21 protein-coding genes are annotated in these 21,352 nt (G+C 34.1%); all 21 read right to left on the reverse strand.

All coding sequences use genetic code 11. From position 1 onward, the window contains the following. Positions 1 to 128 precede the first annotated feature (128 nt). The 21 genes from A6J68_RS06480 to ylqF all read right to left on the reverse strand — a co-directional run bounded on the left by A6J68_RS06480 (position 129) and on the right by ylqF (position 21,206). Positions 129 to 1,439, reverse strand: coding sequence for an RsmF rRNA methyltransferase first C-terminal domain-containing protein (locus A6J68_RS06480; protein WP_000775401.1), 1,311 nt, complete (start codon positions 1,437 to 1,439; stop codon positions 129 to 131). A 67-nt stretch (positions 1,440 to 1,506) separates the two neighbouring features. Then, complete coding sequence (locus A6J68_RS06485) at positions 1,507 to 2,271, reverse strand: inositol monophosphatase family protein (RefSeq protein WP_000338948.1); 765 nt, start codon at positions 2,269 to 2,271, stop codon at positions 1,507 to 1,509. Then, positions 2,261 to 2,542, reverse strand: a complete 282-nt coding sequence (locus A6J68_RS06490) for a UPF0223 family protein (RefSeq protein WP_000625904.1) — start codon at positions 2,540 to 2,542, stop codon at positions 2,261 to 2,263. The genes A6J68_RS06485 and A6J68_RS06490 overlap by 11 nt, the downstream gene beginning before the upstream one ends. Continuing rightward, entirely contained in the window at positions 2,535 to 2,948 is a 414-nt protein-coding gene (locus tag A6J68_RS06495; RefSeq protein ID WP_000631264.1) for a Spx/MgsR family RNA polymerase-binding regulatory protein, read from the reverse strand. The genes A6J68_RS06490 and A6J68_RS06495 overlap by 8 nt, the downstream gene beginning before the upstream one ends. 42 nt (positions 2,949 to 2,990) lie before the next feature. Next, positions 2,991 to 3,923 carry a bifunctional riboflavin kinase/FAD synthetase gene (locus A6J68_RS06500; protein ID WP_000690921.1) on the reverse strand — a complete coding sequence of 311 codons (933 nt, stop codon included), beginning with the start codon at positions 3,921 to 3,923 and terminating at the stop codon, positions 2,991 to 2,993. 12 nt (positions 3,924 to 3,935) lie between these two features. Then, complete coding sequence (truB, locus tag A6J68_RS06505; protein ID WP_001873502.1) at positions 3,936 to 4,820, reverse strand: tRNA pseudouridine(55) synthase TruB; 885 nt, start codon at positions 4,818 to 4,820, stop codon at positions 3,936 to 3,938. Positions 4,821 to 4,911: 91 nt separating this feature from the next. Continuing rightward, the gene (locus tag A6J68_RS06510; RefSeq protein ID WP_000702703.1) at positions 4,912 to 5,343 is read right to left on the reverse strand and encodes a GNAT family N-acetyltransferase; all 432 of its coding nucleotides are present in this window, start codon (positions 5,341 to 5,343) and stop codon (positions 4,912 to 4,914) included. A gap of 12 nt (positions 5,344 to 5,355) precedes the next feature. Next, a complete protein-coding gene (locus A6J68_RS06515; protein ID WP_001002583.1) occupies positions 5,356 to 6,627 on the reverse strand; it encodes a DUF2130 domain-containing protein in 1,272 nt (423 codons plus the stop codon). 33 nt (positions 6,628 to 6,660) lie between these two features. Then, positions 6,661 to 7,251: a restriction endonuclease subunit S gene (locus tag A6J68_RS06520; protein ID WP_001135934.1), complete on the reverse strand. Its 591-nt coding sequence runs from the start codon at positions 7,249 to 7,251 to the stop codon at positions 6,661 to 6,663. A 106-nt stretch (positions 7,252 to 7,357) separates the two neighbouring features. Next, positions 7,358 to 8,236, reverse strand: coding sequence for a CPBP family intramembrane glutamic endopeptidase (locus A6J68_RS06525; protein ID WP_001232132.1), 879 nt, complete (start codon positions 8,234 to 8,236; stop codon positions 7,358 to 7,360). Between the two features lie 105 nt (positions 8,237 to 8,341). After that, on the reverse strand, positions 8,342 to 10,972 hold the full coding sequence (locus A6J68_RS06530) for an ABC transporter permease (RefSeq protein ID WP_000520616.1): 2,631 nt from the start codon (positions 10,970 to 10,972) through the stop codon (positions 8,342 to 8,344). 11 nt (positions 10,973 to 10,983) lie between these two features. Further along, positions 10,984 to 11,685: an ABC transporter ATP-binding protein gene (locus A6J68_RS06535; protein ID WP_000120355.1), complete on the reverse strand. Its 702-nt coding sequence runs from the start codon at positions 11,683 to 11,685 to the stop codon at positions 10,984 to 10,986. 136 nt (positions 11,686 to 11,821) lie between these two features. Further along, entirely contained in the window at positions 11,822 to 13,942 is a 2,121-nt protein-coding gene (gene topA / locus A6J68_RS06540; RefSeq protein ID WP_000246611.1) for a type I DNA topoisomerase, read from the reverse strand. Positions 13,943 to 14,036: 94 nt separating this feature from the next. Further along, entirely contained in the window at positions 14,037 to 14,879 is an 843-nt protein-coding gene (gene dprA / locus A6J68_RS06545) for a DNA-processing protein DprA (RefSeq protein WP_001015250.1), read from the reverse strand. Positions 14,880 to 15,016: 137 nt separating this feature from the next. Continuing rightward, positions 15,017 to 16,045 (reverse strand): siderophore ABC transporter substrate-binding protein, encoded by a 1,029-nt coding sequence (locus tag A6J68_RS06550; RefSeq protein ID WP_000162771.1) that lies wholly within the window; start codon positions 16,043 to 16,045, stop codon positions 15,017 to 15,019. A gap of 61 nt (positions 16,046 to 16,106) precedes the next feature. Continuing rightward, positions 16,107 to 16,868, reverse strand: a complete 762-nt coding sequence (locus A6J68_RS06555; RefSeq protein ID WP_000614758.1) for an ABC transporter ATP-binding protein — start codon at positions 16,866 to 16,868, stop codon at positions 16,107 to 16,109. Then, positions 16,865 to 17,839 carry an iron chelate uptake ABC transporter family permease subunit gene (locus A6J68_RS06560; protein WP_000588583.1) on the reverse strand — a complete coding sequence of 325 codons (975 nt, stop codon included), beginning with the start codon at positions 17,837 to 17,839 and terminating at the stop codon, positions 16,865 to 16,867. Before A6J68_RS06560 ends, A6J68_RS06555 begins: the two co-directional genes overlap by 4 nt. Then, positions 17,836 to 18,798, reverse strand: coding sequence for an ABC transporter permease (locus A6J68_RS06565; protein ID WP_000735592.1), 963 nt, complete (start codon positions 18,796 to 18,798; stop codon positions 17,836 to 17,838). Before A6J68_RS06565 ends, A6J68_RS06560 begins: the two co-directional genes overlap by 4 nt. A gap of 239 nt (positions 18,799 to 19,037) precedes the next feature. Next, complete coding sequence (locus A6J68_RS06570) at positions 19,038 to 19,586, reverse strand: sugar O-acetyltransferase (protein ID WP_000136503.1); 549 nt, start codon at positions 19,584 to 19,586, stop codon at positions 19,038 to 19,040. A 20-nt stretch (positions 19,587 to 19,606) separates the two neighbouring features. Further along, on the reverse strand, positions 19,607 to 20,368 hold the full coding sequence (locus tag A6J68_RS06575) for a ribonuclease HII (protein WP_000201092.1): 762 nt from the start codon (positions 20,366 to 20,368) through the stop codon (positions 19,607 to 19,609). After that, on the reverse strand, positions 20,355 to 21,206 hold the full coding sequence (gene ylqF, locus A6J68_RS06580; RefSeq protein WP_000201280.1) for a ribosome biogenesis GTPase YlqF: 852 nt from the start codon (positions 21,204 to 21,206) through the stop codon (positions 20,355 to 20,357). Before ylqF ends, A6J68_RS06575 begins: the two co-directional genes overlap by 14 nt. Positions 21,207 to 21,352: the final 146 nt, after the last annotated feature.

Consider the following 21,352-nt stretch of genomic DNA (forward strand, 5'->3'; position numbering starts at 1 on the left):
CTAAAATCATTGAGTGTTTAATGATTTACAAATAGTAAAAACACACATCACTGTCCCATAGTACCATAAGTTTCTAGGGTTTGAAAAGTATTTCTTTTTCCTTTTTTATTAAAAGTATTCAATAACAGTTATGTCTGAAATCGTAGTCCTTTAGGGTAATAATTTTTAAGAGTATTATTTGTCACTTTTGCAAAACCTAATCCATTGCCTTTTACAAGAATTTGATACCAACCGTTTGGAACAGTCTTGTCTAGTTTGACTACATTTCCAGATACGTACACCTCAAACTGTTCTATATCAATTTCAATAGACTGTACTAGGTCATGTTCGCTAAGTGCCATTCCTAAAGCAAACGATGGCTCAAAACGATTCTTCTTGAAAGTGCCTAGATGGAGACCATTGCGTGCTATTTTTAATTTAGACAAATCAGGGAGACCATTAGGTAGAAGATAGAGTTGGTCGCCGAAAACATCTAAAACACCGTTCAAGTCTATCTTTAAATGGTCTTGTGCAAATTGTTGCCACAATTGTAACTGCATTTTATTTATTTTCTGTGCTTTTGGCTTAATTTTCTGTGCTTCCTTAGATCTAGTATCTCTCAGTTTTGCAACGAATTGTCCTTCACCTTGAAAATGATGAGGGTACATCCTTGCAACTTGTGGTACATTAATCCCTTCAACCATCCCATTTAGTTTAGGAATATCAACAAGTTCTAAGTAATCATACTCTTGAAGGAGCCAATTAACCACTTCTTCGTTCTCTTCTGGTGACCATGTACAAGTAGAGTATACAAGTATACCACCATGAGCTAGCATTTTGATTGCTTCTTTTAAAATATCTCTTTGTAACTGTGCACATTCAGTGGGGTAATCTTTGTGCCAATATTGTATTGCTTGAGGATCTTTGCGGAACATTCCCTCACCAGAACACGGACCGTCAAAAACAATAAGATCAAAAAAAGAATTAAAACATTTGGCTAGTCGTTGGGAGCTTTCATTAGTCACGATAACATTTCTAGCACCAAAACGTTCGACATTTTCGACTAAAATTTTACTACGTTTATTTGAAATTTCATTACTAACTAATAGACCAGTATTGTTTAAATATGATAGAAGGTGTGTTGTTTTTCCACCAGGTGCAGCTGCTAAATCTAGCACTTTCATTCCTTCTTGTGGTTCAGCAATCTGAGCCACTATCTGAGCAGCAGGTTCTTGAGAATAAACAAGGCCAGTTGTGTGTTCTATTGATTTTCCTGATATTTTCCCATAATGCCCCCAAGGGGTACTTGGGATGGCATTTGGAAAATCAAGTTGCTTTTCTTTGAGAGGATTGGTGCGATATGCCGATATGGGTTTTTGTTCAAAACTGTCAAAAAAAGCTTCTGCTTCATCTTTAAGTATAGTCTGATATTTTTCAATAAATTCATTCGGTAATTTCATGTTTCTATTATACTACATAATCACGGGCGTGCAAAAAAACCTTCTATTTAATTAGAAGGTTTTAAGTTTATTTTTTGGTAAGGTAGGATTGGATAAGATTTAATTTCGACTTTGGTAGGAACATTACTTTTTGTCTTGTTGAATAGTTGGGTTCTTCCCCGTCAAGCGTTAATAAGGTAAATCCTAATGTCTCCCCCATGATTTTTGCTGCAGCATAATCCCAAGGTTGAATATACGAAAAATAAGCTAATAATTTGCCCTGCATGACTTTTGCCATGCTAATTCCAGCACCACCATAGATACGAACACCTAAGGTTTCAGAAGCTAAATGGGCAATACCGCAATCATTTTCTGCATACATAGCAGAATTTACTCCAAGTAAGCAACGTTCTAAAGGACACTCTTGAAAAGGAACAATTTTTTTATCGTTAGCATAGACATCAAAATGTCCTCCCCCGCTGTAAAGAATATCAGCCATAACGTCGTAGATGATACCAAATTGTCCAACGCCTTCTTCGTAATAAGCTAACATAACAGCAAAGTTATCTTTTTGAACAATAAAATTAACAGTTCCATCAATAGGGTCTAAAACCCAAACATTACCTTGTGCAATGGGTGAGCGCACATCATCTTCTTCGGCAAGTATATTATCATCTGGGTAATGTTGAATAATTTCTTGAATTAATAATTTTTGTGTTTTTTTATCAAGACTTGTCACTAAATCATCAAATCGAGACTTTTCCTCAACATCAAAAGTATTTTGCATCTCAGATTTAATGAATTGACCAGCTTTATACACTAATTGTTTAGCGAAATCAAATTTAGCGTCCAAGTGAAATAAATCCTTTCGCTTGTTGTTGTGCTGCTTTAACAGCTTGATAAGTGGAATAACCGCTAGTTCTCTGGAATTCACGGTCAATTTGTTTTTCCTGCGCCTTGGATTTAACAAATTTTTTAAATTCTTTATAGCTATCTAGCAAATCATCAACTTTAACACTATTTTCATAGGCGTGTTCAACTTGATTTAAAAAGCGAAGTACCTTAGTAATATCTTCCGTATTCCATGAAGGATCAAGAGGATAACTATAATTACTACTAATCATGTTTTCCCTCAATTTCAGCACGAATAGTGGCCTGTTTCAGTTCTTGTTTACGATAGTCACGCGGTAAGAAGGCACGAATTTCATCCTCATTAAAACCAATCTGCATACGTTTTTTGTCTAAAATAATTGGGCGTCGTAAAAGACTTGGATTTTCTGAAATTAATTCCATTAATGAAGACGTTGATAATTCGTCTACATCAATAGCAAGTTTTTGAAAGACTTTTGAACGTGTGGAAATAATGTCTTCTGTACCATTTTCTGTAAACGATAGAATTTGTAATAGTTCTTCTTTATTGAGTGGACTTGTAATAATGTTATGCTCTTCAAAAGCAACCTCATGCTTACTTAGCCAAGCACGCGCTTTTCGACAACTAGTACAGCTGGGTGATAAAAATAAGGTAATCATATAACCGCCTCTTGTATTTACTAGAGACTATTATACAAAAAATTAAAGAGTTTGACTATCTTTTTTCCAATTTAAAGCAATTTCTTTATCTTTTTTAAGTTGTTTTACAAGATCGTCAATACCATTAAACTTTACCATTTCTCTGATTCTTTTTAACCAGAAAATTTCAATAGTTTCTCCATAAATGTCGCCATCAAAATCAAAGATATTAGCTTCTAAACGAAGTTCTGTACCACCAAAAGTGATATTTTTTCCAATGCTCGTCATTGCTCTATAATATTTTCCATTAATCAGAACATTGGAAATATAAACACCGTCTGCAGGTAAGTAAGTGCGATTAATAGGAGCTAGATTAGCAGTTGGGAACCCTATAGTTCGTCCTCTAGCATCTCCATGTACTACCATGCCACAGGTTGAAAACTCATAACCCAAAAGTTGGTTAGCTTTCTCAACATTACCCTCTGTAATCAATTGACGAATACGTGTAGAAGAGATTTTTTCACCACCTTCAGAAATTTCATCAATAATATAGACTGGTCCCTTGAAATTACGCGCTAGATAATCACCACTGGTACGATTATGACCGAACTTATAATCAAAACCGACAACAGCAGCTTTTGCTCTGAGACCATAAATATATTTCTTAATAAAAAGGTCAGAAGATACTTTTGAAAAATGACTGGTAAAATTCATTAAATATAACTCATCGACGCCATACTCTTGAAATTTTTCAGAACGTTTTTCTGGAGAGGTAAGATGTAGCAATAATTCAGGTTGGAAGCGAGCGAAGGTTAGACGAGGTGTCTCATTAAACGTTAAGACGACAATTTTCAAATTTTTTTCGGTCGCGATTTTTTTAGCTTTATCAAAGAGGGCTTTATGTCCCAGATGTAAGCCATCAAAATAGCCCAAAACTAAGACGCAATCTTCTTTAGCTTGAATATCTTTATAATCATTAATGTAATGGATTTTCATGATTGACTTTCTTTATAACAATACTTTGTGTGGTTTAAATTCATTGCCACGTTTTTCTAGTATAGCGATAACTCTATTTTCATAAAAAGCTGCTAAGGTATCTGCTTCATTTTCTAATAAGATACGACGTCCGTATGAGATTTCAACTTTATCTTCCTCAGTTAGGTTAACTTTTGGGAGATCTAAAACACCATATTCAATTGGAAGTAAAAATGAAAAATCTTCTTGCTTATATTTTTCATTAATTTCTTCAAGCGTTAATGATTGTGTAATAGATAATCCTGCAGATGAGGTTCTTTTTAGGAAAGACATATGGCTAGCATATCCTAGTTTTATTCCTAGATCAACAGCTAACGTCCTAACATAGGTACCTTTACTGCATGAGACATAGAAACTAAAACGGCAGATGCCTTTTTCGAAGTACAATGGGCTTGTGCGTCTAAATTCAGAAATTGTTATTTGTCGTTTAGGTCGCTCTACTTCTTCTCCTGAACGAGCATATTCATAGAGTTTTTTACCATTTACTTTAACTGCTGAATACATAGGAGGAACTTGTGTAATTGGACCGGTAAAACTTTTCATCGCATGATCCACAACATCCTCGCTAAGATCGGATTGAGTTAGTGGAGTTCTTGAAATGACCTCTCCACTAGAATCTTCTGTACTTGTGGCATATCCTAAAGTGATTTCTCCTTCATAAATTTTGCCACTTTCTGTCATATATTCAATAACACGAGTGGCTTTTCCAACCGCAATTGGTAAAACCCCAACAACATCTGGATCAAGAGTTCCGCCGTGTCCTATTTTTTTTGTATGTAATATCTTTCGAAGCTTGAATACAGCATCGTGTGATGTCATTCCAGCTTCTTTCTTTAAATTAATTATTCCTGTAATCATGTTTTATATTATATCAGTAAATAAGCGGTAACACAAAGAAAGGAGCGTAAAAACTTACGCTCTTTTGGTATAGTGCTATAAGGATTTATACCTAATCTAAATAGTATGAAAAGCCTGTACTAACCTTCTTGAACCCTAGGTTTTCATAAAAATGATAAGCTTCCTGACGATATTCTTTTAAACTGCTATTTAAAGCCAGTACTTCACTTCCATCTGTTTTAGCTAGCTGTTTAACGTGATTAATAAGTTGACTAGCGATGCCTTTACGACGGTGCTTTTCATTAACTACTAGTGCTAAAATACGATAGTAAGTCCCACTTTTTTCAAAAAAGTAAAGTTTATGATATCCAACGAAGGCGAGTAGTTTGCCATTATCCTCAGCTATCAAAAAGCCATAATCTGAATGAGTAAGAATAACCTTTAAAATAGATTGAATCTCTGATAATGATATTGCGTATCCTAATTCTTGATACAAAGGGACTAATTTTTCACTATCGTCTAGTGTAGCAGTTCTAATCTTCATAATCATAACCTCTTAGTCTTTTAGAGCATCGAATTTTGCTTTCATTGTTGGATTTTTTCTTGTTAATTTCTTGACAGAAACATCGTCTAATTTATTATTTGCAAGACGTAGTTGATTTTCAGACGTTGTTAAAGCAGCCTTAACAGCTTCCATACGTTTAATAGATTTATCTATTTCATCGATTGCTTTCTGGAAATTTTTGCTTGCAGAATTATAATTTTTAGCAAATGCATTTTTGAAAATATCTAAATCTTCTTCAAAATGTGTGATGTCAATATTTTGTTCTTTCATCAAAGCAAGCTCTTGTTTATATTTTAAGGTATTGAGTGCTGCATTTCTTAGAATACCAATTAATTGGATAAAAAATTGTGGACGTATAACGTACATTTTAGGGTATTTGTGACTAACATCAACAATTCCAGTATTATAATAGTCATTGTCTGCTTCAAGCATAGTTACTAAAACTGCGTATTCGCAAGATTTTTCACGACGATCTTTATCTAATTCTTTGAAAAAATCTTCATTTTTATGCTTCTTGATAGTATCATCAGACTCATTTTTCATTTCAAACATGATACTTAAAAACTCAAGGTCATTTTCATCCTTTTCTCGATAGATAAAGTCCCCCTTTGAGCCACGACTTGATAATGTATTGTCCTTCTCAAAATAAGCATTAGGAAAGGCCAAATGTCGCACTTTATTAAATTCTGTTTCAGCATAATGTTCTAAACTTTCTCCTACTGCTTTAGTAGACTGTTGAGCTTTGAAGTTTTTATAGAATTCTACTTGTTCATTGGCTGCCTTTAGTTGTACTTCATAATCACTTTTTACTGAAGCTAAAGCTAAATCTTTTTCTTTTTCTTGAATGTGCAACTGATTTTGTATTGCATCTCTTTCTCGTTCGACTTTTGTTAGCGCCTCTTGCAAGCTATTTTCATGCTCTAAACGTAGTCTATCGATTTGGTTTTCAAGGTCGCGAAGCATCATGTCTTTTTGATTTAATTGCTCAGCGAGTTGGTACTCATTGTCTTTGAGAAGATTGTCTTTTTCTATAAGAAATTGTTTGACTTTGTACTGAAGTTTAGCTATCTCCTTGTCTTTTTCTACAACAACTTCCTGTAATTGATTTTTTGCTTGCTCCCCTAATATTAGACGTTCTTTTTCCAACCGTTCACTTACTTCTTTGTCAAAAGCATCTCCACGAATTTGTTCTAGTAATTGATGGTATTCAGACTCGTTGATGGCAAAAGCTGTTCCACAATGAGGGCATTTGATTTCGTTCATGATAACTCTTCCTATGATGTTTTGTATTTGGTTCTAGCTAAGTTGTTGTCTGATGTCATTTTGGATACGTTCCCACTCCTGCTCTGCACGTGCTATCTTACGTTTGTAATCGTTGAGCCCCTGTTTATAACGTTGGATAAGATAATCCTGTCTAAAAAGCGGGATACTTGGTATTGCAATATTTAACAGTTCCTTTGTGCTAATATTCATCACAGCTTTTCCTTTGTTAGCATTCTCAAGTGCCTGTTGACCTTCTTCTGAATCAAAAAAAAGCTTTAAGTAGTACCCTCTAATGTGTTGTGTAGGCCTTAGTATTGTAATATTAGCAGAGGCAACGACAGGGTAATCTTGCTCTTCAAAAATAGCAACTTTCTTGACAGTTCCTTTTGAAGCGATTAAAACATCGCCTTCCTGAAGTAGATATTTTAAAAGCGATCGTTGTTCATCTTGGAATGTTCTTAAGTTATGGTAGTCAATTCCTAAAGGAGACATATCACTCAAATTAATAATACGGATATCACCTGCTTCTGCTTTTGAAGGCACAGCTTTACCTTTAAAGCAGTCTACCAATTCAGATAATAAATAAGTTTTTTTCTCTGGGTTACTTGTTGGATTTTGTGGCACAATAGACTCCTTTCGTCTTTAAAATATTATATCACAAAACATAGTTTTTTAATACTAAAATAAAAAATAAGCTTTCAGTAAGAGAAGCTTATTTAGATTAAATCTATTAGTCGTAAGGAAAATTCGATTTTTGATAAAGCCAATAACATGCTACGATAAGAACAATACTGGTAATCATGCTTCCTTCCACACCAAATTTTCCACCGCTAATCCAGTCAGCACCATAGGTTTTAACATGGACTAGGGAGTTAGACAACATTGGCTCTCCACTAACTTCGATTCCAAAGACACTCCCTTGTACACAGTTCCAGGCGCCATGAATACCACACGCCCCCCAGATGTTACCTTTTAAAATAACATAGAGCGATAGAAATAGTCCAAAGAGACACAGATTGAAAATCGAGATAAGGCTTACATGATTATTAGCGCTATGCAGAAGACCGAAAAAGATTGAACTGATACTGACAGAAACTATCTTACTATACTTTGTGGCACTCACCGGAAGTAACCATCCACGACACAATATTTCAACAGATGCGCTTTGTACCTGCCATCCAACAGCAAAAATAAGAAACCAAATCAATTTATCAGCTGTAAAACGAACAGTTTCGATAACTCCAGAGCCTGAAATTATTGTTAATATTAAGCAGGCTCCAAAGAGAACGCTCCCGACTAACCATCCTCTAGATAATTCTGTTAGGGCTCCTTCTTTAAATAGCCCTAGAGAACTAATTGGACGCTTCTCTTTAAATTTCACCCACATAAATAACATTACCGTACTAATTGAAGTTGCTAGTAAAATGATTAACTGGACGATATCGCTATCCCACTCTAGTTTCCAAAAATCAAGCGAGATAATCAATTCAATAATAATATAGGTAAGGAAATCTGCTGTAAATAGTAATATCAAAGCCAATAATATAGTTAAAAGGACATGCCTTGATACTTTACCTTTTGCAGTTTCCTCAAAAATAGACTTTCTCATAAATATCTCACTTTTATCTAACTTTATACTGTTATATTATACAATTAAGATTACTTGCTGTCAATCGTTATCGAAAAGATTAGAAAAGATAATCTTTTTTATAAACTAATCTACTGATTTCAAGGCATCTAACATATTGAGTTTTTTTAATTGATGGTTAACTATAAAACCTAGACTTATTAGAATGATGACTACTACGCTTATTGGTATTATAAATGTAGTTGGTGATACTTTTTCACCAAAAAGTATTTGATCTGAACCAATTAGCAACATCATTTGACGGTGTAAATAAGTACCGCTAATGGTGCCTAGAATCACACCGATGGTTGATAAAATAATGGTTTCGCGGTAAATGTATAAAGTTACTTCTTCATTATAAAAACCTAATACCTTTATAGTTGATAGCTCCCGCTTACGTTCTGCTAAATTAATATTAGTGAGATTATAGAGAATTACAATGGCTAACAATAAAGATACGACAACTAAAATAGTCATAGAGCCATCTAAAGAACGCACAACGGCTTCTACACTAGCCAGCTGAAGAGCATTTTGCGTAAGAGACTCAACTCCATTAATTTCTAAAAGTTTTTCTGCTAAGTTATTTGCGATTTTATGTTTGGTTAACTTAACCAAAAAAGCGTTATCTTTAGCTTCTTTCTTAAAAATAGTTCGATAGTATTGTTTTGTCATAAAAATATAGTGACCAACATTCGCATTGACAACTCCTGTTATTTTTAATTTTCTAGAAGGAAGTGTTTGTGAATGAGATAAATGGATAAAATCACCGGTATTAACATGATAAAATTGAGCTAATTTTTTAGAAATAATAATCCCTTTATTATTCAAGTGCAATGACTTATTAGTTGTTGCTTCTTGTAAATAAATAAAAGGTAGTAATTGTTTTTTGTCTGTTATGAATAGGGAAATTGACTGTTTATTAATTTGTCCAGGAATGGATTCGTCAAGATTTTCAAGGTGTATTGGTTGGTATTTGTCTATTTTTGAATCTTTTGAAAGTAGTTCAAGTATTTTTGGGGGAGAAGCATTTGTGTTATATGTTAGCAATATATCATAGGGCATAATACGACCGAAATGTTCATTGACGGTTTGCTTTAAGGAGGATTGTATTCCTAGACCTGAAAATAAGAGCGCTACTGATCCAGCAACTCCAAATATGGTCATAATCATCCTTTGTTTGTAACGAAAAATATTTCTAGCAGTTACTTTTTGTGTGAAGGACAGTTTTTTCCAAATCCAATTGATATACTCTAAAGCTATTTTAGATCCTTTAGCTGGTGGTTTTGGTAATAATAAAAATGCTGCTTTTTCTTTCAACTCACGTCGAGTGATAACAAAAACTGGAAGAACAATGCTTAATAATGAAAAAACAAAGGCTAGTAAACTGTAATTTAAGAAAAGATGATACTGTGTGTTTGGAATAGTCAGGTCTTTGGAAATGATATCAGAAATAATACGAGGTAAAAGATAATGCCCTCCAATGATACCCAAAGTAGTCCCTAATGTTCCTGCTATAAAACCATAAATAATAAATTTAAAGATAACTTGGCGGTCACTATAGCCTAGTGCTTTTAATATGCCTGCGTTGGTTCTTTCTTCCTCGACGAACCTAGTCATTGTTGTTAAGGTTACTAATGCTGCGACTAAATATAAAATAATGGGGAAAAGATTACTGATTTTAGAAGTGCTATTTGTACTGGAGTCAAAAGTGTTATATCCTTGTCCTCCAGGAAAGGTAGTACGGTTGTAGACAATAATTTGAGGCGATTCCATTATTTGGGTGTTATGTCTCAATTTTAGAAGCTCTTTTGTTCGTTTCAAAAGAGATAGTCGGTCTTGTTTAATTTTCATTTGAATAGCTTGTCTTTGAGATAGTGGCATCGCTAGGCTATCATTATCTAACCGATTGATTTGTTTTTGAGCTTTTAGTAGGCTTTTTTCCTCCTCATCGATTTTACGTAGGCTCTCTTTTTTTGTTTTGGTATATCTTATTTTATTGTGAATATTTAATTTTCGCGATACCTTTTCTTGGTATTTCGCTACTTTTTCTTTGTAACTTATTGAGAAAGGGTTAATCAACCTAAGATCTTTAAAAGTTACCCTTGCCATTGTATATACTGGAGAGTGAAATGCTGTCTTATCTAATACGCCATAACTATCTAAGTCGCCGTCCCCTGTTTGAGAACTACCAAGGTTTGTCTTAGACCAAATCTCGGTAGAATTAACAAAACCTACAATAGTTAGAGGACCTGTATTTGAAAACAGTTTGTTTTTATCTTGTTTAAAATTAATTTTATCACCTATTGCATATTTTTTTCGTTCCTGAAATGAGAGAGCAATTTCTGATTTATTTAAAGGGAGACGTCCCTTAACAAGATCAAAGGTTGATATCGTTTTAGTATTGGAATACAATCGATAAGATTTACTATTCTGTTGAGGGGTTGTATCTACAAAGTAAGAAAATTCAACTTGTGATCCTTTTAAGCTTTCTAAAACAGTTTGATCATGTTTGTCAAGTCCCCAAGAATTGAAAACGGTAATATCCATAACATGATGATGAGCAAGGTAATTTTGTGCTGTTCTTTGCATATTAGGTGCTGAGACCTTCAGTCCTATAAAAGCAAATGAGCCTAACATCATAAGTAAGAGGATTGATGAAAATCTACCTTTTGAAGTCGTAATTGATCGATAGATATCTTTCCAAAATGTCTTTCCCATCTGTATAACCTCTAATATTCTATGTTCTGAATATCACTTGGATTCTCGTTTATTACAATATCACTGATTTTTGAATCATGCATATGGATCACGCGATTTGCAATTGGCGCTAAGGCAGTATTATGAGTAACAATGATCACAGTTGTTTCTTTTGATTGCGCCATCTTTTGCAGGATGGCTAGTACTTGTTTTCCAGTTTGGTAATCTAAAGCACCAGTAGGTTCATCACAAAGTAACAGTTTAGGTTTTTTGGCAATAGCTCGTGCTATTGCAACGCGTTGCTGTTCGCCACCGGAAAGCTGTGCTGGAAAATGATTGATACGGTGTCCCAAACCTACGTTTTCTAATGCCTGTTGGGCATCTAATGCCTTTGGAACAATTTCTGAAGCCAATTCTACATTCTCTAGTGCTGTTAGATTAGGGACTAAGTTATAGAATTGAAAAACAAACCCGACATCATATCTACGGTAACGAGTCAATTCCCTGATGGTATAATTAGCAATATTCTTACCATCAATTAAAACTTCACCTTCACTATTACTATCCATCCCTCCTAGTATATTGAGAACAGTAGATTTGCCAGCGCCGGATGCACCAAGAATAACCACCAACTCACCTCTTTCAATACTGAAACTAATATCATTGTTAGCAACAATTTCGGTTTCACCTGTTTGATAACGCTTATAGGAATGCTTCATTTCAATATAGGACATAACGGCACCTCACACTATGAATACACCTATATTATAGCACTTTTTTATTAATTCTCCCATAAAAATAAATACATAAATTAAGTTATGTAAAATAATAATTTTTTTAAAAATCTGAGCTAAACACTCAGATTCCACTTTATTTAATTTTCTCTTCTTGGTAGTCGCATTTTTCATTTGAGCAAACAACTTGTTTACCACCACCGCGTACTTTTTTCTCCACTAAGAAATCATTTGATTTGGGGCAAGTTCGTCCAATAGGTTTGTCCCAAGATGTAAACTCACATTCTGGGTAGCGGTCACAGCCATAAAAGATACGATTGCGTTTTGTTTTTCGCTCAATAACTTGTCCTTTTTGACAGATAGGACAAATAACACCTATTTCCTTAGTGATAGCTTTTGTGTTATGACATTCAGGGAAATTGCTACACGCATAAAACTTTCCATAACGTCCTAGTTTTATTACCATTGGTGATCCACATAGCTCGCAATCAAATCCAGCAGGTTCATCCTTTATTTGAATTTTCTCCATTTCAGTTTCTGCTTTTGCAAGTTCTTTTTCAAATGGTTTATAAAATTCATCGATAATCTTTTGCCACTGCTCTTTACCAATCTCAACTTCGTCTAGTTTCCCTTCCATTTCGGCAGTGAAGGTAACATCAACAATATCTGGGAAAAATTCTACAATAAGGCTATTAACAATTTCACCAAGTTCAGTTGGTTCGAAGCGTTTAGCTGCAAGCTTAACATAATAACGTTTTTGAATAGTCTCAAGCGTTGGGGCATAAGTTGAAGGACGACCTACACCGTTTTCTTCAAGTGTTTTAATGAGACTTGCTTCTGAAAACCTTGCAGGAGGTTGAGTGAAGTGTTGTTCAGGATTCGTATTAACCTTTTTAACACTTTCTCCTTCCTCCATATCTGGTAACATTTTATTTTTGTCAGTATCGTTATAAACAGCCATGTAACCATCAAACTTGACTTGGCTACCATTAGCAATAAAAGTAACACCATTTTGCGTTAAATTAACTTTCATTGTGTCAAAGACTGCTGCTGTCATTTGGCTTGCAATAAAACGGTTCCAGATAAGAGTGTAAAGTTTTAGTTGATCTTTGTCTAAATACTTAGCAATACTTTCGGGTGTATGATTAACACTAGATGGGCGAATAGCTTCGTGAGCGTCTTGTGCTCCAGAAGCATTTTTAACTTTATTCCCATGTTTAGAATAATTTGCACCAAAACGGTTAGTAATAAATTCTGTTGCTTCATTTTGTGCTAACGGACTAATACGTGTAGAATCAGTACGCATATAGGTAATCAGACCTTGATGACCTGCTGTGCCTAAGCTAAGTCCTTCGTACAGCTGTTGCGCAATCATCATGGTTTTACGAGTTCGAAAATTGATTTTATTAGCTGCATCTTGTTGCAATGAAGAAGTTGTATACGGTAATGGTGCATTACGACGACGCTCTTTTTTTTCAACTTTTTCAACTAAGAATTCATCAGTTTTAATACGTTTTAGAACTGTTTTGACGTCTTCATTATTCGATAATTTGAATTTCTTTCCGTCTAAACCGTAGAAAGTGGCATTGAATTTACGTGTTCCTTTTTTAAAGGAACCGTCAATAGTCCAATACTCCTCCGGTTGGAAAGCCTTAATCTCATTTTCACGATCAATGATTAGTTTAAGAGCAACTGATTGTACACGTCCAGCTGATAGCCCTTTTTTTACTTTTTTCCATAAAATAGGTGAGATAGAATAACCAACAATGCGATCTAAAACACGTCGTGCTTGCTGAGCATCAACGAGATCCATGTTAATCTGACGAGGTTCCACAAAAGCATTTTTAACAGCATCTTTTGTGATTTCATTGAAAACAACACGGTTTCTGTCTTCTTTGTCTAAATCTAAAATATGCGCTAAATGCCAGGAAATAGCTTCTCCTTCACGGTCCGGGTCACTCGCGAGGTAAACTTTTTTAGCCTTTTTAGCTTCTTTTTTTAAATCATTAATGAGAGGTCCTTTACCACGAATATTAATATATTGTGGTTCGTAATTATTCTCAAAATCAATGGACATACTTGACTTTTTTAAATCACGGATATGACCTACTGAGGCTACAACTTTATAGTTACGTCCTAAGTATTTTTCGATAGTCTTTGCTTTTGCAGGAGACTCCACAATAACTAGATTTTTTTTAGCAGTAGCTGATTTTTTTTTACTTGTTTTTTTGGTCGACGTTTTTGTCGTAGTTGCCATAGGTATCACTTTCTATATCGTAAACTTATAGCATAATAACTCACTTTTCTTAAACTGTCAATAGAAAACTTCTCCTATAGTAGAAAGCAAAACACTACTGATATTCAGAAAGGATATCTTTTCCTGAAATAATGCATTTAGCTCCTTCTTGGATAAGATGGTGGCATCCATCTGATTTGCCATCGATAATATTTCCGGGAATGGCAAAAACTTCTCGTCCCTCTTCTAATGCTCTTTCACAGGTAATTAAACTTCCAGATCTCATCTTAGCTTCGGCAACCACAATACCTTGACACAGCCCTGCAATAATACGGTTACGTTCGGGGAAATGAAATTTCAAGGGTTGTTCTCCGGTAAAATATTCTGATAATACGAGATGATTATATGACATATATTCTTGAAGTTTCTTATTCTCCGTTGGATAATAAACATCTAAACCACTCCCGATAACAGCTATACTACTGCCGCCATTTTTTAAAGCACTAACATGTGCTGCTGTATCAATGCCACGCGCTAAACCACTTACGATAACAAATTGATTGTTAGTCTCCTTGATAATCTTTTTAACAGACTGACAACCTATCTGAGATGCCTGTCTTGCCCCCACTACAGCTAATTTAGGTTTAGATAGAAGTTCAATATTACCCTGATAAAAAAGTAGAACTGGTGGATTATATATTTCTTTTAACTCTAAAGGATAGTTAGAATCCAAAATCGATAGAACTGGAAATTTTTTGAATTCTTGTCGAAGTTTTTTAAGGTCTAGCTGTTTATAATTTTCTATAAAGAAAGTAGGATTTTTACATTTTGATACTACGGCCATATTGCGAACAGATAGAGAAGTTAAACTATTCTTTTTGAGATAGTTGATAATATTGTTGATATTAAGATTTGTTAGTCCAGCTTTTTTAAGCTTAAATAGTTCAAAATGATTCATAAGGTTACCTCCATTGACTATATTCGAAAATAATAGACAAAATAAAGTGATAAGATCAATCTATACTCTGAAGCATTGATAATAGCTATTTTTTCAAAAAAATAAGACTAGGATTTTTCCTAGCCTTTGACAAAAAATTAACGATTATCAACAAAGTTCTGTACATCTTTAATCATACGGAGTGTTACTCGGCTTCCGCCTGAATTGATATACCAATCTTTTCCATCTACCTCATGAACACGTTTGTTTTTGACAGCATCAGTTGCTTTAATAACATCGTTATTAAAAAGTTCTTTTGATGAAGCTCCTTGTCCAATAGTCGCTCCACGATCTAAAACAAAGAGATAGTTAGGATTTTTTTCAGCGATGTATTCATAAGATACGGGAGTACCATGTGAACTTAGTTTTTCATTTTCATTGACTGCTTTAAATCCACCTACAGAGAAAATCCAACCAAAACGACCAGAAGGTGATTGAGTTAAAAGTTCACCGCTGTTTGCCATTACAAATAGAGCTGTAGGTTTACCTTTTTTCTCAATAGTTTTCTGCAATTTAAGAACAGCTTGTGCGATATCTTTATTAAAGGTTTTTGCCTTTTTATTTTGGTCGAAGATTTTCCCTAACATTGTGACACGCTCAGCAACTCCTTTGTCAAATACTTTTTTTGAGTCGACTCCAGCATATACTAATGCTGCTTTAGGTGCAGCCTCCTTTAATTTTTCAATATTATCAACAGAAGCCATACGTGCTCCTAGGAAAACCACATCAGGTTGCATACGAGCAATAGCTTCAAAGTTTGGTTCGAAGAGACTTCCTACGTCTTGGTATCTCTTAGCTTTATAAACAGATTTGACGTTATTGGGCAATAAACTTAGAGCATTTTTAGCCTTCGGGATACCAATAACAGATTTTTCAGCTCCTAAAGCTGTGATAGTATCCAAAGCTCCCATATCAAAAACAACTACTTTTTTGGGTTTTAAAGGAACTTTAAGTGTCTCGCTGATTTGCTTTTTATTATCCGGCTTGTCTCTTTTTTCTTTTTTAATATAGACCGAATAGTTGTTTTTTATGGTAACAGTTTGTGATTTTTCTTTAGCTAAAACAGCTTGAGAAGTGGTTAAGATAGTGCATAGTGCTAATATAGCAATAATAAGTTTTTTTGTCATTAAATAAAATCTCCTAAAATAGATAAAAACTAAAAATGTTATCCTACATAAATCTCTTTATTTACGTTGTACAAAAAAGGATAATTGGTTTACCATCAACAGTTTCGATACGGATAGGCATATCAAATAAATGAGAAAGGATTTTTTCTTGCATAACATCTTCGACAGTCCCACAAGACACCACTTGTCCTTCTTTTAAAGCGACAACATTGTCAGCGTAGTGAGTTGCAAAATTGATGTCGTGAATAATAATCACTATAGTTTTATTAAACTCATACGCATATCGTTTGATAAGATCCATCATTTGAACAGCATATTTCATATCTAAATTGTTGAGTGGCTCATCTAAGCAAATATATTGAGTATCTTGTGCCATTGTCATTGCGATAAAAGCTCTTTGAATTTGACCTCCGCTGAGGTTATTAATGAACTCGTCAGCTATATCGTTTAAATCCATATAAGATATAACTGATTCTATGACAGCTTTATCTTTTTGACTTAACCGTCCTTTACTATAAGGAAATCTACCGAATCCTATCAAGTCACTCACCTTTATCTTGAGTGTTAAGTGATTAGATTGTCTTAATATGGCTAATGTTTTGGCTAAGTCATTTGAACTGTAGTGGGCTAATGGTACTTTATCAAGGAAAATTTCACCATTATCATAAGGTTCAAGTCGACTGATACAACTCAGCAATGTACTCTTTCCAGATCCATTTGGACCTAAAATAGCTGTTACTTTTCCTTTAGGAATCGAAATATTAATGTCTTTTAATATTTCCTTTTGGCCATAGAACTTATGTAAATTGTTTATTTGAATCATAAGTTTTTCCTTCCTTTGATTAAGGTGAATATAAAATAACTTCCCCCGATAAGGTTGAGGAGAACACTTAGTTGAACAGTGAGGTGTAATAGATTTTGAACGAGATGCTGCCCTAAGACAAGTGTAAAGATACAGATAACAATGGCTATAGGAACTAATATTTGATGTCTAAAGGTATGAAAACTGTGATAGGTAATATGTGCTACAAGTAAGCCTAAAAAAGTAATCGGCCCAACTAATGCTGTTGCTATAGCTACCATCAATGCTAACCATAAAAAAATTCTAGTAGTAAGCTTTTGATATGAGATGCCGAGTGATATCGCATTTTCTTTACCCAATAGTAAGACATCCAATTCCTTTATAAAAGGCCAATTAATGACAAAGCTAACGACAATGATAATGAAAGAAATCCAAAGGATCTTGGTATTAATAGCATTGAAACTAGCAAAGAGCTGATTTTGTAAAATCATAAAATCGTTGGGGTCCATAATGGCTTGAATAAAGGATGAGATAGAAGAAAATAATGTATTAAATATGAGTCCAGCTAATAGAACAAAATACAAAGACTGTTTTTTATTTCGAAAAAGTATCGTAAATAATAAGTAAGCGAATCCAACCATTAATAATAATGAAAGGAGGAAGCTGCTAAAAGATGAAAATTTTATGACACGCTGAGCTCCGATTAAATACATTAATCCTGTTTGGATAAGAACATATAAGCTATCTAAACCAATAATGGACGGAGTTAAAAGTCGGTTATTGGTTAGAGTTTGAAAAATAAGACTAGAACTACCAATGCAGATACCAACCAAAATTAATGCAATCAATTTTTGATAACGTGTTTTTAGGATATAGATAATCAAAAATTCATTTGCGTCAGTTGGAATACCATAAATTAAAAACAAAATAATGGTAGCAATTAGTAGTATCAGTAAAATAAGTAATTTTGGTATCTCTAAATCCTTAATCATGATTTTCCCTCATTTCTTATAATTGAAATCAAGAAAAAGGCACTACCCAATACTCCTAGCGTAACTCCTATTGAGACTTCATAAGGAAAAATAACTAAGCGACCAAAAAGATCACATATCATGACGATACAAGCCCCTAAAAGCGATGTCTCTAAGATAGTTGAGGACATATGATCCCCTTTAGTTAAGCTAATTAGATTAGGTACGATTAAACCTAAGAAAGGTAAAGCTCCTACGATAATAATGACTAGGGATGTCATAATTGAAACCAAAACTAAACCAAAGTAAATCATCTTTTCATAAGCAATCCCTAAATTTTTAGCGAAGCTTTCTCCAAGCCCAACAATGGTAAACTGATGAGCAAAAAAATACACTAAAAACAAACATGGCAATGCTAAGTAAAGAATTTCGTAGCGATGGCTAGTCATGATGGAAAAATTACCTTGAAGCCAACTGTTGACAGATTGTAGTACTTGAAAATGTGTTCCTAAAAATACTGTTGCTGCTGCTACAATTTGTCCAAGCATCAGTCCGATAAGAGGTATAAAAATATTATCCTTAAAAGTAATCATTTTTAAAATAGTTACAAAAAGCAGCGATCCTAAAATGGCAAAACCTGAAGCAATACATAGTTGAATAAAAATAGAGGTATTTTTAAAGAAAATCAGCGTAACAACTACTCCTAATTTCGCCCAATCCATAGTCCCTGAAGTTGTCGGTGAAACGAACTTGTTTTGGGTGAGTTGTTGCATTAGCAGGCCACAGACTGACAAACTTGCACCAGATATTAGGATACTAATGGTTCTTGGTAAGCGACTCGCTAAAAAAATATCTACCTGTGATTGATTAAGGTGTGTTATTTGCTCCAGTGGGATAGATTTAACACCAACAAATAGGGACGTTAGAGAAAGTATAACCAAAGTACAACCCATTACAGGAGTGGTTAATAGCTTTTTCATAAAACTCCTTAAAATGAAAGATAAAGTGTTCAAAAATGAGCACAAATCTATAATAACATAATTTTTTGGAAAAATATCTACTTTTTCAAAGAATTTTATACTTAAGAAAACATTATTATATCAAGGTTTTTCTATTTAAAATCATTATAAATAAGATAGATTAGATTAACAGAATATTCTCTTTGTCTATTTTTTAAATTAGAAAAAACCTTTGTTATAATTAAAGGTTTTTTCTTACATTAAGCTAATTTTTTGATTATCTTAGCAGGGTTTCCTGCTATAACAACATTATTTTCAAATGATTTCGTAACGACACTTCCAGCGCCAACGACGACATTATCTCCTAATACAACACCTGGTAAAATAGTCACTCCTCCACCTAGCCAGACATTATTCCCGATTTGGATTGGGGCACCGTATTCTAATCCTGAATTTCTTTCTATTGGATCTAGAGGATGGAGTGGGGTGAGGAGTTGACAGTTTGGGCCAAACATACAGTTATCGCCAATACGAATTTCACAAACATCTAAGAAAGTTTGGTTAAAATTGGCGTAGAAGTTTTCACCAACATAAATATTACAACCATAATCGCAGACAAAACGTTGTTCCATATGGATACTCTTCCCAGTAGCACCAAACCATTTTTGTAAAATGACGTTACGTTTGCTACTATCATCTTCATTGTTAAAGGCTTGCATATTTTTTAGTGCAACTTCTCTATCCTTGCGTAGTTCAGGTGCTGATGGACGATAATATTGTCCTGCTAACATTTTTTCTTTTTCGGTCATCTTTTCCTCTTCCGTATTATTTACAACATTGACTTTATAGGTTCAAAACTTTTACGATGTATCGGAGTAATACCGTATTTTTGCAAACCCTCTAAATGCTCTTTAGTACCATAGCCAGCATTTTTAGAAAATGCAAATCCAGGATATTTGCTATCATAATCAGACATTATTTTATCTCTGGTCACTTTAGCTACAATTGAAGCTGCTGCAATAGAGAGTGAATTAGCATCACCTTTGATAATTTTAGTTTGTGGAATTGGTAGATCCAAAACCATAGCATCAATTAAAAGATGTTCAGGAACTACAGATAAATGAGAAACTGCATCAATCATAGCATGTTTTGTAGCTTCATAAATGTTGATATCATCAATACATTGGCTGTCTTGAATACCAATACCAACTGCTAACGCTTGATCTAAAATATTTTGATAGATTTCTTGATGCTTTTTCTTTGGAATTTTTTTGGAGTCATTGAGATGTTTTATTTTACAGTTTGGTGGAAGAATAACAGCAGCAGCTACTACTGGTCCTGCTAAAGGACCTCTACCTACTTCATCGATTCCTGCAATAAGGTTTATATGTTCAATGTAAAGTTTTTTTTCGTAGACCAACATTTGTTCTAAGCGCGCTTCTTCGTCTAAATGTGACTGAATATTTTTTTTTCGTTGAAGGATTGCTTTTTGAACACCTGCGCGTGAATCTGTTTGATATTCTTGCCAACGTTTGTCTTTTAAATCAACAATAGTCTCTAAAATTGCTTTGATTTCTTTAATTGTTGCCATCATGTTCTCCGACGATATCTAACGTATAGCGTCCTAATTTACCATCGCGAACTTCTTTGACAAATAAATTATAAAAGCGATCGTAATCGTCACGATAACCTAATTTTTGTGTTAAGGTCATGATGATTTCAGGAGATTCATCCTCTAAATTAATACTTTTAAAACGCTCTTTGAGACGATCAGGATAGTAGGTTTTAAAGTAATTCAATCCAAATATTGTTACCTCATCCATAGGCAATAATTGATCTTTGATTGCCCCTGTTAATGCTAGCTTTAATCCAACTAATTCATCTTCAAATTTGGGCCACAAGATACCAGGAGTGTCCAAAATTTCCAGTTCCTTATTAGATTTGAGCCATTGCTGACCTTTTGTGACACCTGGTTTATTACCAACCACTGCAATTTTTTTACCTGCTAGGCGATTCATTAGAGTCGATTTGCCTGCATTCGGAATTCCAATAATCATCGTACGAAGTGTCTCTTTTTGAATACCACGTTCCCGTAGTTTAGCGATTTTATCGGACATTAATATTTTAGCGATGTCGGTTACTTTTTTAACTGTTGATTGTTCTTTAGAATTAATAGCTAATGTCTTTAAACCTTGAGATTCATAAAAATCTCTCCATTCTTTAGTTCGAATGGGATCTGCTAGATCAGCTTTATTGAGGATCATTAGTTTGGGTTTGTCTCCGACGATTTTGGTTAGCATTGGATTTTGACTAGAAAGAGGTAACCTTGCATCCACTAAAATTGTAACAAAATCAACATGCTTAATATTTTCTTGAACTTGACGGCGAGCTTTGGACATGTGTCCTGGGAACCATTGAATAGTAGCCATGAAATAAATTCTCCTTATGTATAGACTACCTTAAAAGTCTACATCTATTTGTTAGAGGTCTAATCTTTTAGTTTTATTCTTCTTCAACCGCATATAAAGGTCGATAAAATATTCGATTAACACTATTATTCTATCATTTTTTTAAT

The organism is Streptococcus sp. 'group B', from assembly GCF_002073795.1.
Lineage (GTDB): Bacteria > Bacillota > Bacilli > Lactobacillales > Streptococcaceae > Streptococcus > Streptococcus agalactiae.

Bases quoted from the DNA above. Each gene is read 5' to 3' on its own strand.
- A6J68_RS06480 (WP_000775401.1), bottom strand. From the start codon at position 1,439: ATGAAATTACCGAATGAATTTATTGAAAAATATCAGACTATACTTAAA.
- A6J68_RS06490 (WP_000625904.1), bottom strand. From the start codon at position 2,542: ATGATTAGTAGTAATTATAGTTATCCTCTTGATCCTTCATGGAATACG.
- A6J68_RS06495 (WP_000631264.1), bottom strand. From the start codon at position 2,948: ATGATTACCTTATTTTTATCACCCAGCTGTACTAGTTGTCGAAAAGCG.
- A6J68_RS06500 (WP_000690921.1), bottom strand. From the start codon at position 3,923: ATGAAAATCCATTACATTAATGATTATAAAGATATTCAAGCTAAAGAA.
- truB (WP_001873502.1), bottom strand. From the start codon at position 4,820: ATGATTACAGGAATAATTAATTTAAAGAAAGAAGCTGGAATGACATCA.
- A6J68_RS06510 (WP_000702703.1), bottom strand. From the start codon at position 5,343: ATGAAGATTAGAACTGCTACACTAGACGATAGTGAAAAATTAGTCCCT.
- A6J68_RS06515 (WP_001002583.1), bottom strand. From the start codon at position 6,627: ATGAACGAAATCAAATGCCCTCATTGTGGAACAGCTTTTGCCATCAAC.
- A6J68_RS06525 (WP_001232132.1), bottom strand. From the start codon at position 8,236: ATGAGAAAGTCTATTTTTGAGGAAACTGCAAAAGGTAAAGTATCAAGG.
- A6J68_RS06530 (WP_000520616.1), bottom strand. From the start codon at position 10,972: ATGGGAAAGACATTTTGGAAAGATATCTATCGATCAATTACGACTTCA.
- A6J68_RS06535 (WP_000120355.1), bottom strand. From the start codon at position 11,685: ATGTCCTATATTGAAATGAAGCATTCCTATAAGCGTTATCAAACAGGT.
- topA (WP_000246611.1), bottom strand. From the start codon at position 13,942: ATGGCAACTACGACAAAAACGTCGACCAAAAAAACAAGTAAAAAAAAA.
- dprA (WP_001015250.1), bottom strand. From the start codon at position 14,879: ATGAATCATTTTGAACTATTTAAGCTTAAAAAAGCTGGACTAACAAAT.
- A6J68_RS06550 (WP_000162771.1), bottom strand. From the start codon at position 16,045: ATGACAAAAAAACTTATTATTGCTATATTAGCACTATGCACTATCTTA.
- A6J68_RS06555 (WP_000614758.1), bottom strand. From the start codon at position 16,868: ATGATTCAAATAAACAATTTACATAAGTTCTATGGCCAAAAGGAAATA.
- A6J68_RS06560 (WP_000588583.1), bottom strand. From the start codon at position 17,839: ATGATTAAGGATTTAGAGATACCAAAATTACTTATTTTACTGATACTA.
- A6J68_RS06565 (WP_000735592.1), bottom strand. From the start codon at position 18,798: ATGAAAAAGCTATTAACCACTCCTGTAATGGGTTGTACTTTGGTTATA.
- A6J68_RS06570 (WP_000136503.1), bottom strand. From the start codon at position 19,586: ATGACCGAAAAAGAAAAAATGTTAGCAGGACAATATTATCGTCCATCA.
- A6J68_RS06575 (WP_000201092.1), bottom strand. From the start codon at position 20,368: ATGGCAACAATTAAAGAAATCAAAGCAATTTTAGAGACTATTGTTGAT.
- ylqF (WP_000201280.1), bottom strand. From the start codon at position 21,206: ATGGCTACTATTCAATGGTTCCCAGGACACATGTCCAAAGCTCGCCGT.